This window comes from Stenotrophomonas sp. 10N36, from assembly GCF_056395005.1.
Window position 1 is genome coordinate 176,479 of record NZ_JBFTIS010000003.1, and the last position, 14,967, is coordinate 191,445.

Here is a 14,967-nt window from a genome sequence, read left to right on the forward strand (position 1 = left end):
GGGTCGGTCCGGTCAGAAGTCGAGCTGGTAGCTGAGGGTGACGGTACGCCCGCGCCCGGCGAAGTAACGGTCCGGCTCGATCAGCGCGCTCTGCGAGTAGTAGGTGATGTACTGGCGGTCGAGCAGGTTGGCCACGCCCAGCTGCACGCTGCCCTTGGGCAGGGTGTACGTGGCGGCCAGGTCGAACAGTGCATAGCCCTGGAACTGCTTGGCCGCTTCATCGAAGCTGCGGTCGAACGCGTACTGCCCCTGCACGAACGTGGACAGCGCGGGCGTCCACTGCGCCGACCAGCTGGCAATCACCCGGTTCGGCGCGATGTTCAGGCCATCCAGGCGCGCATCCAGCCGGTCATCGGCATCGCTGTCGTAGCGCCCGCGCGTCCACGCATAGGACAGGCCGAGTTTGTGCGCTTCGTTGAGGCGGTAGCGCACGCTGGCATCCAGGCCTTCGATGCGGGTTTTCTCGCGCGCCATCTGGAAGGCACCATCGACTGCGATGATCCGCGTACCCAGGTCCGAGCGCGACTGGAACAGCGCCACGTCCGCTTCCCATGCACCGGCACGCAGCCGCCCGCCGAGTTCAACATTGCGGGTCAGCACCGGTTCGAGCGTATCGAGGTCGGCCACCGACGTGCCTCGGGTGTTGATCGAGCGCAGCACGCGGCCCACGTCAGGCATGCCGAAGCCTTCGGAGTAGCTGCCGAACACGTTGAACGTGTCGGTCGGCGCGAACACCAGGCCGGCGTTGTACAGGGTTTCGCCGAAGGACAGTTTGCCGCCCTCCACGTTGACCCGGTTGTAGCGGTACAGAGTCTGGTAGCTGTCGATGCGCAGGTCGGCTTCTTCGCGGCGCACGCCCGCCTGCGCGGTCAGCGTGGGGAGCAGTTTGTACTCGGCCTGCACGAAACCGGCCACGTTGCGGAACGTGGATTCCGGCACATAGGTGCGGCCGGTGCCGTACAGGTCCTGCTTGCCACTGTCGTGCAGCAGGTCGATGCCGCCGGTGAGCTTGAGCGCGCCGCCCAGCAGGTCGTCGCGACCCAGGCTGGTCTTGGCGCCCCACTTGGAGGCTACCGAGCGCGACTGGTCGTACAGCGTGCCTACCGGGGCGATCAGCGGATCCTGGAAGGTCGAGGAGCGGTCGCCGCCGAACAGGCCTTCGAATTCCTGGTTGAACACCATCGCGCGCAGTTCCATCCCGGCCAGGTCGTGATGGATATACGACAGCCCGGTGGTCCACACATCGTTCCACGGAGGCGTGCCCGGCGGGGTGCCGCGCACCGACGTGGTGGGAATGCCGGCGCTGCGGTTGCCGGCCACGGCGAGGTAGTCGGCCTTGGACTTGATCCGGTAGCGGTTGGAACTGAACTGCAGTTCCTGGTTGTCGTCGAACCAGTAGCCCAGCTTGGCGTGCAGGTCGTAGGCGCGGGTGGCCATCAGGTCGCCCTGCGTGGTGTCGGTGCCGATCGCGGCGCCGTCGCCGTCCAGCCACAGGCCTTGGTCTTCATAACCGGCGCCCAGCAGGTAGTCCCACCGGCCCTTGCTGCCGCTGATGCGGTAATCGGTGCGATAGCTGGTGGTGTCACCGTCCAGGCCGCTGGTCGGCACGGTGGTCTGCACGCCCAGGTGCTGGTTGATCTCGCCCGGCTCGGGGCGGCGGGTGATCAGGTTGATGGTGCCGCCGGTGGCGCCCAGCCCGTTCATGGCGTTGGCGCCCTGGATCACCTCGATCCGCTCGACCATGGCGTAGTCGATGGTGTGCGCTTCACGGCCGGTCGGGCGCAGCGGGTTGGACTGCGGAATGCCATCGACCAGGATCAACGGCGTGCGCCCACGCAGGGTCTCGCCACTGCCGTTCATCTTGCCGCGGCTGGGCGTGTACGACGGCAGCAGGCTGGACAGCAGGTCCGACGAGTTGCCGCTGATGCGCAGCTGCTGTTCGATGGCCTGGCGGTCGATGATCACCACCGTCTGCGGCGCGGTGTCGGCCAGCTGGCCGGTGCGCGAGGCGCTCACCGTGACCGTGTCCAGGGTGCGGGCGTCGGTCTGCTGGGCGATGGCGGGCGCCGACAGCAGCGCGGAAAGGGCGATGAACAGGGGAGATAAGCGCACGGGCACGTCCTTGGAGCATGGACGTGGCAACACCAGCCCAGCAGCGAATGAGAATTGATCGCGTCAATTCTGAGTGTGCCTCACTTGGCGGTCAAGCTAAGGACACCCTGTTCCTGCGCAAGATTTGGAACAAACACGGTGCAAGTACAAGATCGGGACGACAAAGGTAGTATTGAGAAATTCGACTGTGATGGTAGGTTTAACCAAACTGGACAGGGGATTGGCTATGGATATTTGGGAAAGGCGACAGGACGAGACAGGGAAAGTTGACCCTAAGCGAAATGAGTATGGTCGAGACCGAGCTCGAGTAATCCACTCGGCGTTCTTCCGTCGGTTGCAAGGGAAGACGCAGGTCCTCGGGCTTGGTGAGAGTGATTTCTACCGCACCCGTCTTACTCACTCGATAGAGGTTGCCCAAATTGGAAGTGGAATCGTTGAGCAGCTTCAGGGGGATTCGAGGCAGTCTGATTTCCATCAGTTTCTTCCCTCATCAAATCTGATTGAGGCGATCGCACTGGCGCATGACATCGGGCATCCACCGTTCGGGCACGGGGGGGAGGTGGCGCTGAACTACTGCATGCGAGAAGAGGGCGGATTTGAAGGTAATGCGCAGACGTTGAGGATTGCTGCAAAGTTGGGTGAGTACTCCAAGGACTTTGGCTTGAACCTGACTCGGCGAACGCTTCTTGGACTTTTAAAATATCCTGTACTCCACTCTGCTGTCGTGAATTCTGGAAAGTACGGTGGAGCGGCTGCGCCCTCTAACTTGGACGATTACAAGCCGCCGAAATGTGTGTTTGATTGTGATGCTGAGTCTCTCAGCTTCGTGCTTGAGCCGCTCTCATTTACAGAGCGCAATGTATTTATGGCGGCGGAATCTGTAGATGGGAAGCACAGCAAGTCAGTCCATAAGGCATTCGATACGTCAATAATGGAGTTGGCTGACGATATTGCTTACGGAGTTCACGATCTTGAGGATGCAATCGCGTTGCGATTCGTCAGTGAGCATCAGTGGCGTAGTCATGTACATGACAGGATCACGGATGGGGCTGCGAACTACCCGCTGAGATCGGAAATTGATTGGATAACTAAAGAGCTATTCTCTGGCTGTAGTCGTGAGCGAAAGCACGCAATCAGTTACCTAGTTGGGTACTTTATTCGCGCTTGCTTCATTGTTGACAATGGACGATTCTCAAATCGTCTGTTCGGACTGACGGCCACAATGGATGAGGGTAAGCGTGACGAACTCGAGCTCTTGAAAGCGTTTGTCGTCAGGAAGGTGGTAAAAACCGCTGAGGTGCAAACGCTAGAGTACAAAGGGCAGCAAATGGTGATCAGACTGTTTAGTGCGATCGCTGATAATCCAACACGTCTATTGCCAGACAAGCAGAAGATGGACTACGAGCATTACGGGGTTCGCGCCATATGTGACTACTTGGCCGGTACGACGGATGACTATGCAACGCGCCTTTACCACAAAATGTTTACGCCGTCCTCTGGATCGGTGTTCGACAGACTCTAAATGCGCTTGGGCGGGCGTTCTACACTGCCGGCCCAATCCTCGATCTCGCCGGCCGCGAACGGCCCCAGCTTCTGCTTCACGATGCGCCCGCGCGCATCCACCAGCACCGAGTAGGGCAACAGCCCCTGCGCGTTGCCCAGCCGCACGCTGGCATCGGCCGGCCCGGGCGTGTCCAGCACGATCGGATAGCCCACCGGCACCTGGGTCAGGAAGTCGCGCACGCCTTCGGGTGTATCCAGCGCCAGCCCCAGCACCTGCACGCCGTCGGCCGGCTGGGCGGCGGCATAGGCGGCCAGCGCCGGCATTTCTTCCACGCATGGGCCGCACCAGCTGGCCCACACGTTGATCAGCAGCGGGCGACCGCGGAAGCGGGCCAGATCCACGGGCGTGCCCGACACATCGGGCAGGGCAATGGCGGGCATCGCATCGCCGATCCCGGCGCCCGGGGTGACCGCGCGCGGTGGCGGAGGCGGTGTTGCTGCACCGGGGCGGTTGAAGAACCACGCCCCGGCGGCCACGCCCAGAACGGCCGCCAGAACGGCCACCACCGCAAGTTGGCGGGGTGGCCGCGGGCTCATCGCGCGGTCCGCAGCAGCGCTTCTTCGACGATGGCCTGGGTGAGCACCGTGGGCAGCACGGTCGGCGGTGCGCCCGGGCCATACACCACGTACAGCGGCACGCCCACGGCCTTGTGCTCATCCAGGAACGCGGTGATTTCCGGGTCGACGTTGGTGTAGTCGCCGCGCATGTACACCGCGTTGGTACGGCGCAGGGTGTCGTGGAAAGCATTGGTGCCCAGCACCGTGCGTTCGTTGGCCTTGCAGGTCACGCACCAGTCGGCGGTCATGTTGACGAACACCACGCGGTTGTCCTGGCGCAGACGGTCGAGCATCTGCGGGGAGTAGGCCACCACGTTGTCGGCGGCGGCCGCGGCCGCCTTGGCCGGCGGCACCAGCCGGGTCACGCCCCACACCGGCACCAGCGCGGCAAGCAGCAGCAGGAGGGCCAACAGCCCGCCCACGCGCTGGCTGCGCCAGCGGCTGCGTTCGTACCACCACAGCGCCAGTGCCAGCACCACCAGGCCACCCAGCACCAGCGTCATGGCATCCACGCCACGCTGCTTGCCCAGCACCCACAGCAGCCAGATCGCGGTGCCGTACATCGGGAAGGCCAGCACGTGCTTGAGCGTTTCCATCCAGGCACCCGGGCGCGGCAGGCGCTTGGCCAGCGACGGAATGAAGCCGATCAACAGGAACGGCAGCGCCAGGCCCAGGCCCAGTGCCATGAACACCAGAATCGCCGGCACGGTGCTGGCGGTGAACGCATACGCCAGCGGCAGGCCCATGAAGGGCGCCACGCACGGGCTGGCCACCACGCAGGCCAGCACGCCGGTGAAGAAGTCTCCCACCGGGCCGCTGCGCGCGGCCAGCGACTGGCCCACACCGCCCAGGCTGCCGCCCAGCGTGAACACGCCCGACAGGCTCAGGCCCACGGTGAACATCAGGTACACCAGCGCGGCGATGAACCACGGGTGCTGCAGCTGGAAACCCCAGCCCGCGGCCTGGCCGGCGGCACGCAGGGCCAGCACCAGGGCACCGATCGCGGCGAAGGCCACCAGCACGCCAGCGGTGTACCAGAGCGCATGGCTGCGGGCGCGCTGGCGGCTTTCGCCGCTCTGCGCCACGCCCAGCACCTTCAGCGACAGGATCGGCAGCACGCACGGCATCAGGTTGAGAATCAGGCCACCCAGCAGGGCCAGCAGCAGCGCGCCGATCAGCGTGGTGGGCGCGGCATCGTCGCCCGGCGGGCGGGTGCGCTGCGCGTTGTCGGCACTGGCATCGGGCACGCCCGACGCGTCGGTCGCGGTGGCGGCCGTCTCGTTGGGGCGGATCAGCATCGGCTGGGTGGCCATGCCGTCGGTGTCGCGCTCGCGTGCCTGCGCGCGCTTGTCCTTGCCGGGCAGCGGCGCAATCACGTCGTTCTGGTGCGCGGCTTCATCGGCGCGCGCGTTGACCTTGCCGGCCGGCAGCGCCAGCTTCACCCGCCGCGTCATCGGCGGGTAGCAGATGCCATCGGTCTGGCAGCCCTGGAAGGTGATCACCAGGGTGGCTTCGTCGGCGTCGGCACGGCTGCGGCGCAGCGGCAGCTTGACGTCGACCTGGTCGAAATACACCGCTACATCGCCGAAATGTTCATCGCGGTGCGACTTGGCCGCCGGCCATGCCGGCTTGTCGGCGCGGATTCCGGCGGCGCCTTCCAGCTTCAGCGAGGTGCGGTCGCGGTAGAGGTAGTAGCCCGGCGCCGGGCTGAAACGCAGCAGCACGGTGTTGCCGTCATCGACGATGGCGTCGAAGCCGAACGCACGTTCGGACGGCAGCGGCAGGGCCTGAGTGTTGGCGGCGCCCGGCAGGCGCAGGCCGCCGCCGTTGCCGGCCAGCGGATTGTTGAACGGCGAGGCGCCAACGGCCGCAGGCGCGGCGGTGGCCGGGGCCACGCCCGCAGCGGCGCCGCTGCCGGCGGGCAGCTTCACTTTGATGCTGCGCTTCTGCGGCGGGTAGCACACCCCGGCATCGGCGCAGCCCTGGTAACGCACTTCCAGGGTCACCGTGTCGGTGCCGTCGTCGGCCTTGCCCGGCAACACGGCGGTGAGCCGTTCGCGGTAGGTTTCCACCTCGCCGAAGAAGTCGTCGTGGTGCTTCTTGCCGGCCGGCATCTGCAACGCCTCGGCGGCAAAGCCGGCATCGGCCTTGACCGTGGTGCGGTGGCGGTACAGGTAATAACCCGGCGCGATCTTCCAGCTGATCTCGACGCGGTCGCGATCACGCGCCTGCGCGGTCAGCCCGAACGCCTCGTCCACCGGCAGCAGGTCTTTCTCGCTGACGGCCCACGCCGGCAGGGACACCACGAACAACGCGCACAGCGCGGCAACACGACGAAACAGCGTCATCAATCACTTTCCTCACGGGTCTGCGCCCGAATCCAGTCCAGGTACGCCGGCAGGCCGGCGCGGGTTTCGACCGCGATGCACTCCGGGAGTTCATACGGATGCAGCGCATGCACCCGTGCGATGGCCGCGTCCAGGCGGCTGCCGGTGGTCTTGATCAGCAGCTGGACCTCGTGGTCCTCGCTGATCTCCCCGTGCCAGCGGTAAGTGGAGTGCGCCCCGTCCAGGCGGGTAACACACGCCGCCAGGCGTTCTTCCACCAATGCACGTGCCAGCCGCGTGGCGCAGGCCGCGTCGGGGCAGGTGGTGAACAGCATGAATACGGGATCGACGGTCGACATGACCGCCGAGTATAGGACTGCCAGACCCGAATGGTCCGGCCGGCGCCGTTGCGGCGCCGGCCGGCGGGGCTCAGTTGAGCAGCTGGCAGCTGGTCGGCTTGGCCGAGGTGAACAGGGCCGGGGTGGCCCATTCGGGGTGGTCGATGAACGGGTTGCGGTTGCCCTGGAAGCTGTAGATCACTTCATTGCGGGCGCGTTCGGCGGCATCCGGCGGGTCGGACAGGTGCCATTCGATCAGGGTCGAGAGCAGGCCCATGTACGCCGGCGAGGCCGAGGTCTTGACGATTTTGGCCCGGTCGTCGGTCAGCTCCAGGTCGGGTTCGGACTGGCCGGTCTTGGCGTCTTTGCCCCCTTCATAGCGGATGGCCATGTACATCACGGCCCGCGCCATGTCGCCCTTGCGGTGGCCCCACACTTCAAAGGTGCCGGTATTGCCGTCCGGCGTGCGCACCCAGTTGGAGTTGCCGGGATAGCCGCCGCTGCCGCCGCCGAAGCCGTTGTTGGACTCGGTGGCGCGCTCGCCGCAGTTGCTGTCGCACTTGCCGAACGGCTTGTTGCCGCGGTCGGCGTTCCACTGTGCGTCGGTCAGGTACAGCATGTGGGTGTCGGTGTAGGGCGCATACGGCAGGCCCTTGTCGCCGGTGGTGTTGGCAAAGCCCAGCGAGTTGGGCCAGGTGTGCTCGCGGTTGTAGGTCAAGCCGCTGCCGGTGCCCGCGCGGCCGCTGACCTTGGTGTAGCTGCGGTTGCGGTAGGCGTCCAGGATCTTGCCGCTGTTGTTGGGATCTTCGTCGGCGATTTCCAGGATGGTCCAGGTGCTGGTGCCCGAGCCGCTGTACGGGTAGGCGGTGTGGCCCTTGATGGTTTCATGCAGCGAGCAGCGCAGCTGGCTGGGGTTGGCGGTGTTGACGCGCGAGTAGTACTCGCCGGGGGTGCCCGGGTTGCCTGGATCGGGATTGCCCGGGTCCGGGTTGCCGGTGCTGCTGGCCACGGTGAAGGCGATGCGGGTGTCGGCGGCGGGGCGGGCGCCCTGGGCGTCGCTGACCTTGGTGGCGCGGATGTCGAACCGGCAGGCTTCGCCGGCTACGAGGGCGGTGTTGGTGGAGACGGTGAAGGCGCTGCCGCTGCTGGCGTGGCTGAGCGGCACGCTGCCGGACTGGCCGCAGCTGAGCACGAATGCACCGCTGGCCAGGGTCACGGTTTCGCTGAAGGTGACGGTGAGGTCGGCGGCGGCCGGGAAGGTGCTGGCGCCTTGTTCGGGGGTGGTGGTGCGTACCGACGGCGGGGTGTTGGGGCCGGTGCCGCCGGTGCCGCTGAAGGTCTGGCCGTTGTTGCAGGCGCCGAAGGTCTGTTTGGCCGATTCGGCCCAGGTGAAGTGGGCGTACTGGCTGCCGCTGCCGGTGAGCTGGAGGGAGGTGCCGGGGGCGGTGCTGTTGCTTTCGCTGACGGGGATGTTCTGGCTGGTCAGGCCGGCGGCCGGGCCGCCGCTGGCGGTGATGGTGCCTTCGTAGCTGATGAACTGGACGACCTTGCCGCTGGCGTCGACGAGGGCGATGCCGTCGTTGGCGCCGTTCTGGAGGCCGTTGGTGGGGTAGGTGACGGTGGCGAGGGTGGCCTTGCCGCACCCGGCGGCGGTGCCGGCGGGGACCGGGTTGTTGGCATACACGGTGGCGGCCGAGGGGCTGCTGCCGTTGTACAGGTAGAGGCGGTAGGTGCTGAGGTCTTCACCGCCGGTGGCGACGACTTCGATGGCTTCGCCGACGTCGCCGGCGGGCGTGCTGTCGTCGTAGTGCAGTTCATTGATGAATACATCGGCCTGGGCGGTGCCGGCCAATGCCAGCAGGCACGCCAGGGACAGCGGTGTGAGCAACCTCATCTACTTCTCCTTGTGATTGGTTATTGCTGGCCGAATCTAATCAATCCAGATGACACATCTATCGATATGTCGGGATCGGCCTTCCGCAGTGGGACGTGCGTCAAGGAATTGGCGGGGGAGGGTTCTTTTTTTTTCGAAGCTGAAGAGCCGGAGCCAGAGCTGGAGCCAGAGCTAGAGCTAGAGCCAGAGCCGTGAAGCCAGAGCCTCGGTTGGCCGGTCCTGCAGGCTGGGCGGGGGTGTGAGGGTTCACGGGACACGCTGCAAGTACGTCCCTGTAAGCTCCGCCACCGCATCCATGCGGTGGAGGGTCCCGTGAACCCTCACACCCCCACCCCAGACAGTTGGCTGGGGGCCCGGGGGAGAGCGGGCGCCTTTCCGCGCTTGGCGGGGAGGGCGTCTGCCTCTGCCGTTCCGTGAGCAACGGCAGAGTGTCTGAGGGGTGGTAGGGGTGGGGATGCGGGACCCTGAGCCGCATGGATGCGGCGACGGAGCTTACATGGACGTACTTGCAGCGTGTCCCGCAGCCCCGCCCCTACCAGCCCGGCGCGTCGAGCCCACAGTCTCGGGGCGCAGTTGACCTTGATCTTGACCTTGACCTTGATCTTGCCTCGAGCCCCACCGGCCGCCGGCCGGAAAAATTTCGTCTTCGCCCCTTGAAAGGGAAGTGCCCAGCACCATCTCTGCTCTGTACCCGCACCGTCGGGTTTTTTCGTGAGCGTGGCTGGCAGTCGCCCTGTGCGAGTGCTAACATCGCCAGACTTTTCCAGACCAATCAACAACTTAAAAGGGTCTCACATGAGCATCAAGCCGCTTCATGACCGCGTCGTAGTCAAGCCGATCGAAGCCGACGAAATCTCGTCCGGCGGCATCGTGATTCCGGATTCCGCCAAGGAAAAGTCCACCAAGGGTGAAGTCGTGGCCGTCGGCCCGGGCAAGCCCCTGGACAACGGCAGCGTGCGCGCGCCGTCGCTGAAGGTCGGTGACAAGGTCATCTACGGCCAGTACGCCGGCAGCAGCTACAAGTCCGAAGGCGTCGAGTACAAGGTCCTGCGCGAAGACGACATCCTCGCCATCATCTGATGACGCAGAGCGGGGCTCTGCCCCGCCGCGCGGTAGCCGGACTGACCGGTCGACCGTATCCCCCATTCAAGCAGCCGGGCATCGCCCGGCTCTACATAAAAGGTAATCGCAATGGCTGCCAAAGATATTCGTTTCGGTGAAGACGCTCGTTCGCGCATGGTGCGCGGCGTCAACATTCTCGCCAATGCCGTCAAGGCAACCCTGGGCCCGAAGGGCCGCAACGTCGTGCTCGAAAAGAGCTTCGGCGCCCCGACCATCACCAAGGATGGCGTGTCCGTTGCCAAGGAAATCGAACTGGCTGACAAGTTCGAGAACATGGGCGCGCAGATGGTGAAGGAAGTTGCTTCCCGCACCAACGACGACGCCGGCGACGGCACCACCACCGCCACCGTGCTGGCCCAGGCCCTGATCCGCGAAGGCGCCAAGGCCGTTGCTGCCGGCATGAACCCGATGGACCTCAAGCGCGGTATCGACAAGGCCGTCATCGCCGCCGTCGCCGAGCTGAAGAACATCTCCAAGCCGACCGCTGACGACAAGGCCATCGCCCAGGTCGGCACGATCTCGGCCAACTCGGACGAGTCGATCGGCAACATCATCGCCGAAGCCATGCGCCGCGTGACCAAGGAAGGCGTCATCACCGTTGAAGAAGGCTCGGGCCTGGACAACGAGCTGGACGTCGTCGAAGGCATGCAGTTCGACCGTGGCTACCTGTCCCCGTACTTCATCAACAACCAGCAGTCGCAGACCGCTGACCTGGACGATCCGTACGTGCTGCTGCACGACAAGAAGATCTCCAACGTGCGCGACCTGCTGCCCGTGCTGGAAGGCGTCGCCAAGGCCGGCAAGCCGCTGCTGATCATCGCCGAAGACATCGAAGGCGAAGCGCTTGCGACCCTGGTGGTCAACACCATCCGTGGCATCGTCAAGGTCGTGGCCGTCAAGGCACCGGGCTTCGGTGATCGTCGCAAGGCGATGCTGGAAGACATGGCCGTGCTGACCGGCGGCACCGTGATCTCCGAGGAAATTGGTCTGTCGCTGGAAAAGGCGACGATCAAGGACCTGGGCCGCGCCAAGAAGGTGCAGGTCTCCAAGGAAAACACCACGATCATCGATGGCGCCGGCGAGAAGGCCAACATCGAAGCGCGTGTCACCCAGATCAAGACCCAGATCGAAGACACCTCGTCCGATTACGACCGTGAAAAGCTGCAGGAACGCGTGGCCAAGCTGGCCGGCGGCGTTGCCGTGATCAAGGTCGGTGCCTCGACCGAAATCGAAATGAAGGAAAAGAAGGATCGCGTCGACGACGCCCTGCACGCTACCCGTGCAGCCGTTGAAGAAGGCGTGGTCCCGGGCGGCGGCGTTGCGCTGGTCCGTGCAGTCACCGCGCTGAGCGGCCTGAAGGGTGCCAACGAAGACCAGAACCACGGCATCCAGATCGCCCTGCGCGCCATGGAAGCCCCGCTGCGCGAAATCGTGGCCAACGCCGGCGAAGAGCCGTCGGTCATCGTCAACCGCGTCAAGGAAGGTACCGGCAGCTTCGGCTACAACGCGGCCACCGGCGAATTCGGCGACATGCTGGAATTCGGCATCCTGGACCCGACCAAGGTGACCCGTTCGGCGCTGCAGAACGCTGCCTCGATCGCCGGCCTGATGATCACCACCGAAGCGATGGTTGCCGAAGCCCCGAAGAAGGATGACGGCGCTGGCGCAGCTGGCGGCGGCATGGGTGGCATGGGCGGCATGGGCGGTATGGACTTCTGATGTAGAGGCCGGCCTACGGTCGGCACACATCGGTCCGGTAGGTACCGACCGTTGGTCGGTACCCGCCATGCGCCAACGTACGACGAAAAACCCCGCCGAAAGGCGGGGTTTTTTTGTGCGCGCATCACCGCCTCACAGCACGCGCGTCGCTGCGTCCGCTTCCTCCTGCAACCAGTGCAGGAAGCCCTGGATGGCTGGCACAGGCAGTTAACCGCCCACGGTGGAGGCGCACAGGCGCGGCGCACGCACTTCCACTGGCGTCGCGACGGCGATATAGTTAGCCGCCGTATTACTTGTGCAGCGCCCGTATGTTGGAAACAAAACACCAGGCGTTTCTGACCGAGCTGGAGCGCCGTGGCCAGTCCGATGCGGGCGAGTTGGCGCTGTGTTTCCAGCTGTTGTCCCTGGCCCGTGCGATCGACCAGGACTGCGCCAGCCGCCTGGCGCCGCAGGGCCTCAGCGAAGGGCGCTTCGTGCTGCTGTTCCTGCTGCGTGGGGCCGATACCGCGTTGTCGCCGCACCAGTTGGCCGAGCGCGCCGGCGTTACCCGCGCCACCGTGACCGGCCTGCTGGACGGGCTGGAGCGCGAGCAGCTGGTGAGCCGCCACAGCGACCCCGATGACAAGCGGCGCATCCACGTGCGCCTGACCCGGGCGGGGCAGACACTGTCGGCGCGCCTGTTCGACCAGCAGACGCAGTGGATCGCCTCGCTTTTTGCCGACATCAGCGCCACCGAGCGCCAGGTGCTGGGCACGCTGCTGCACCGCGTGTGGTCGCGCACCGATGCGGGACGCACCTCATGAAAACGCCGATCACCCGCGAGCGGCGCGGCCAGCTGGATCGGGGCGAGGCCGAAGCGGCCCATCTGGCCGAAGTGCTGGCCGTCGATTTTGCCCGGCTGATGGCCCATGTCGCGCCGACCTTGCCGGCCTCGGCGCTGGCCCCGATGCGCAACGCCGCCAAGCTGGGCATCACCCTGCGCATGCAGGGCGCTGCCACGCTGCTGCGCGCGCATGGGCATGGCGATCATGCCCACTGGTCACGGCACGCCAGCGACACCGTGCGCGGCTGGGCCTGTTACCTGATCGGCAGCGATCCGGCGCTGACCCTGGAGCGCAAGCTGGATGCCCTGCGCGCGTTGGCCGACGATCCGCACTTTGGCGTACGCGAGTGGGCGTGGCTGGCCGTGCGCCCCCACATCGCCGCCGAGCCGCTGCGGGTGCTCGTGCACCTGCAGGCCTGGGCCCAGGATGCGTCGCCGAACGTGCGCCGCTTCGCTTGTGAGGCACTGCGCCCGCGCGGGGTATGGGCCGCACATATCACCTTGTTCAAGCAGGAACCCCACCATGCGCAGGACCTGCTGGACGCACTGTGCTGCGACGCTTCGCGCTACGTGCAGGATTCGGTAGGCAACTGGCTCAACGACGCCGGCAAGACCCAGCCGGACTGGGTCCGCGCGCTGTGCGGCGAATGGCAGCAACAGCACGCCGACGATCCGGCCAACACCTACATCCGCAAGCGCGCCCTGCGCTCGCTCTGACCCAAGGAATGCCATGTCGTACATGCTGATCGAGCTTTACACCGCCACCCCCGCCTGGACCGCGCTGGACCCGGTATCGCGCGGGGCGCTCTTCGCCCGCATCGGCGCGGGCATGCAGCATGTCGATCCGGCGCGGATCAAACCGCTGGCCATGGGCCCGCTGGATACGGACGTGCCGCGCAGCAGCGCAGAGCAGTTCTACGCCGTGTGGCAATGCAGCGACCGCACGGACGCTGATGCGCTGCTGGCCGCCATTGATGGCACCGGCTGGCACACCTACTTCACCACCACCCACATCGCGGGCGCATCGGGCGGACTGCAGCAGCATCTGGCCGAGCTGGCGGCGCTGCCGAAGGCATGACGGCGTGCGGGCAACGGCTGAACACCGCGGCCCAGTTGCGAATGAAACATTTTGCGCCGCACAAAAGCTGTGCTATCAATACTCCCCAATGAACGCACGCCCCGCCAATGCCTACTTTTGGTATTACTTTCCGAAGCCACCGGCGGAGGAAGGCATGCGCTCACCCTGAAGAAACCTTCAGACGCATTCCCGAAAGCCGCCAGCGCACCTGGCGGCTTTTTTGTTGCCGCCGCGCTGGGGACCCCCACTTCCAAGGAGTTTTCCCCCATGCCCCCGCACACCGATGACCTGCGCATCCGCAAGATCGAACCGTTGACCCCGCCGGCCCAGCTGCTGGCCATGCTGCCCTGCGACGATGAAGCCTCCGACACGGTCAGCGCCTCGCGCGCGGCCCTGCACGAGATCCTGCACGGCCGCGATGACCGCCTGGCGGTAGTGATCGGCCCGTGCTCGATCCACGACCCGGTGGCCGCCATCGAATACGCCCAGCGCCTCAAGCCACTGCGTGACGCCTACGCCGATGAGCTGGAAATCGTCATGCGCGTGTACTTCGAAAAGCCGCGCACCACGGTGGGCTGGAAGGGCCTGATCAACGACCCGGATCTGGACGGCAGCTTCAACATCAACAAGGGCCTGCGCGTGGCGCGCGGTCTGCTGCGCGACATCAACAAGCTGGGCCTGCCCGCCGGCGTTGAATTCCTCGATGTGATCTCGCCGCAGTACATCGCCGACCTGGTGGCCTGGGGCGCGATCGGCGCACGCACCACCGAAAGCCAGGTGCACCGCGAACTGGCCTCGGGCCTGTCGTGCCCGGTCGGGTTCAAGAACGGTACCGACGGCAACATCAAGATCGCCGCCGACGCGATTGGTGCTGCGTCGAATCCGCATCACTTCCTGTCGGTCACCAAGGAAGGCGGCACTGCCATCGTCGCCACCGCCGGCAATCCGGATTGCCACGTCATCCTGCGCGGCGGCAAGACGCCCAACTACGACGCCACCCATGTGGAAGCGACCAGCCAGACCCTGGCAAAGTCGCACCTGGCCGCGCGCATCATGATCGATGCCAGCCACGCCAACAGCAGCAAGAATCCGGAAAACCAGCCCAAGGTCATCGCCGACATCAACGCGCAGCTGGCCAACGGCGAAGAGCGCATCGTCGGCGTCATGGTGGAAAGCCACCTGGTGGCCGGTCGCCAGGACCTGGTCGACGGCCAGCCGCTGACCTACGGCCAGAGCATCACCGACGGCTGCATCGGCTGGGACAGCTCGCTGGCCGTGCTGGAAAGCCTGGCTGAAGCGGTGCGGGCGCGGCGGGCGGTGCGGATCAGCGAAGCGGCGTGAGCCGAAGGTGCGCCCACGACGGCGCAGGAAACCACCTGCGTCGCATGGGCGGGCGCATATTGATCCGTGCGTCTTCGCCCATCGCGCCATGA

12 protein-coding genes are annotated in these 14,967 nt (G+C 65.6%); 7 read left to right on the forward strand and 5 right to left on the reverse strand.

Annotation, left to right across the window (positions count from 1 at the left end):
• Positions 1 to 12: 12 nt before the first annotated feature.
• Complete coding sequence (locus AC1DCJ_RS05720; protein ID WP_478070348.1) at positions 13 to 2,112, reverse strand: TonB-dependent receptor; 2,100 nt, start codon at positions 2,110 to 2,112, stop codon at positions 13 to 15.
• A gap of 226 nt (positions 2,113 to 2,338) precedes the next feature.
• Here AC1DCJ_RS05720 and AC1DCJ_RS05725 point away from each other — a divergent pair, with 226 nt between their 5' ends.
• Positions 2,339 to 3,634, forward strand: a complete 1,296-nt coding sequence (locus tag AC1DCJ_RS05725) for an anti-phage deoxyguanosine triphosphatase (RefSeq protein WP_478070349.1) — start codon at positions 2,339 to 2,341, stop codon at positions 3,632 to 3,634.
• On the opposite strand, the gene AC1DCJ_RS05730 is transcribed toward AC1DCJ_RS05725, so the two are convergent.
• The 4 genes from AC1DCJ_RS05730 to AC1DCJ_RS05745 all read right to left on the reverse strand — a co-directional run bounded on the left by AC1DCJ_RS05730 (position 3,631) and on the right by AC1DCJ_RS05745 (position 8,792).
• Positions 3,631 to 4,212 (reverse strand): TlpA family protein disulfide reductase, encoded by a 582-nt coding sequence (locus tag AC1DCJ_RS05730; RefSeq protein ID WP_478070350.1) that lies wholly within the window; start codon positions 4,210 to 4,212, stop codon positions 3,631 to 3,633. The genes AC1DCJ_RS05725 and AC1DCJ_RS05730 overlap by 4 nt on opposite strands.
• Positions 4,209 to 6,581, reverse strand: a complete 2,373-nt coding sequence (locus AC1DCJ_RS05735; protein ID WP_478070351.1) for a protein-disulfide reductase DsbD family protein — start codon at positions 6,579 to 6,581, stop codon at positions 4,209 to 4,211. The genes AC1DCJ_RS05730 and AC1DCJ_RS05735 overlap by 4 nt, the downstream gene beginning before the upstream one ends.
• Positions 6,581 to 6,919, reverse strand: coding sequence for a divalent-cation tolerance protein CutA (cutA, locus tag AC1DCJ_RS05740; RefSeq protein ID WP_038685914.1), 339 nt, complete (start codon positions 6,917 to 6,919; stop codon positions 6,581 to 6,583). Before cutA ends, AC1DCJ_RS05735 begins: the two co-directional genes overlap by 1 nt.
• Positions 6,920 to 6,989: 70 nt before the next feature.
• A complete protein-coding gene (locus AC1DCJ_RS05745) occupies positions 6,990 to 8,792 on the reverse strand; it encodes an endonuclease (protein ID WP_478070352.1) in 1,803 nt (600 codons plus the stop codon).
• A 795-nt stretch (positions 8,793 to 9,587) separates the two neighbouring features.
• Here AC1DCJ_RS05745 and AC1DCJ_RS05750 point away from each other — a divergent pair.
• From AC1DCJ_RS05750 to aroG, 6 genes are all read left to right on the forward strand, one after another.
• On the forward strand, positions 9,588 to 9,872 hold the full coding sequence (locus tag AC1DCJ_RS05750; protein ID WP_038685917.1) for a co-chaperone GroES: 285 nt from the start codon (positions 9,588 to 9,590) through the stop codon (positions 9,870 to 9,872).
• A gap of 111 nt (positions 9,873 to 9,983) precedes the next feature.
• Positions 9,984 to 11,633 (forward strand): chaperonin GroEL, encoded by a 1,650-nt coding sequence (gene groL, locus AC1DCJ_RS05755; RefSeq protein WP_038685920.1) that lies wholly within the window; start codon positions 9,984 to 9,986, stop codon positions 11,631 to 11,633.
• Positions 11,634 to 11,941: 308 nt separating this feature from the next.
• Positions 11,942 to 12,436 carry a MarR family winged helix-turn-helix transcriptional regulator gene (locus AC1DCJ_RS05760; RefSeq protein WP_137190522.1) on the forward strand — a complete coding sequence of 165 codons (495 nt, stop codon included), beginning with the start codon at positions 11,942 to 11,944 and terminating at the stop codon, positions 12,434 to 12,436.
• Entirely contained in the window at positions 12,433 to 13,173 is a 741-nt protein-coding gene (locus tag AC1DCJ_RS05765) for a DNA alkylation repair protein (RefSeq protein WP_478070353.1), read from the forward strand. The genes AC1DCJ_RS05760 and AC1DCJ_RS05765 overlap by 4 nt, the downstream gene beginning before the upstream one ends.
• A gap of 13 nt (positions 13,174 to 13,186) precedes the next feature.
• Entirely contained in the window at positions 13,187 to 13,534 is a 348-nt protein-coding gene (locus AC1DCJ_RS05770) for a DUF6616 family protein (RefSeq protein WP_038685928.1), read from the forward strand.
• A gap of 267 nt (positions 13,535 to 13,801) precedes the next feature.
• Positions 13,802 to 14,875, forward strand: coding sequence for a 3-deoxy-7-phosphoheptulonate synthase AroG (gene aroG / locus AC1DCJ_RS05775; RefSeq protein WP_314403975.1), 1,074 nt, complete (start codon positions 13,802 to 13,804; stop codon positions 14,873 to 14,875).
• Positions 14,876 to 14,967: the final 92 nt, after the last annotated feature.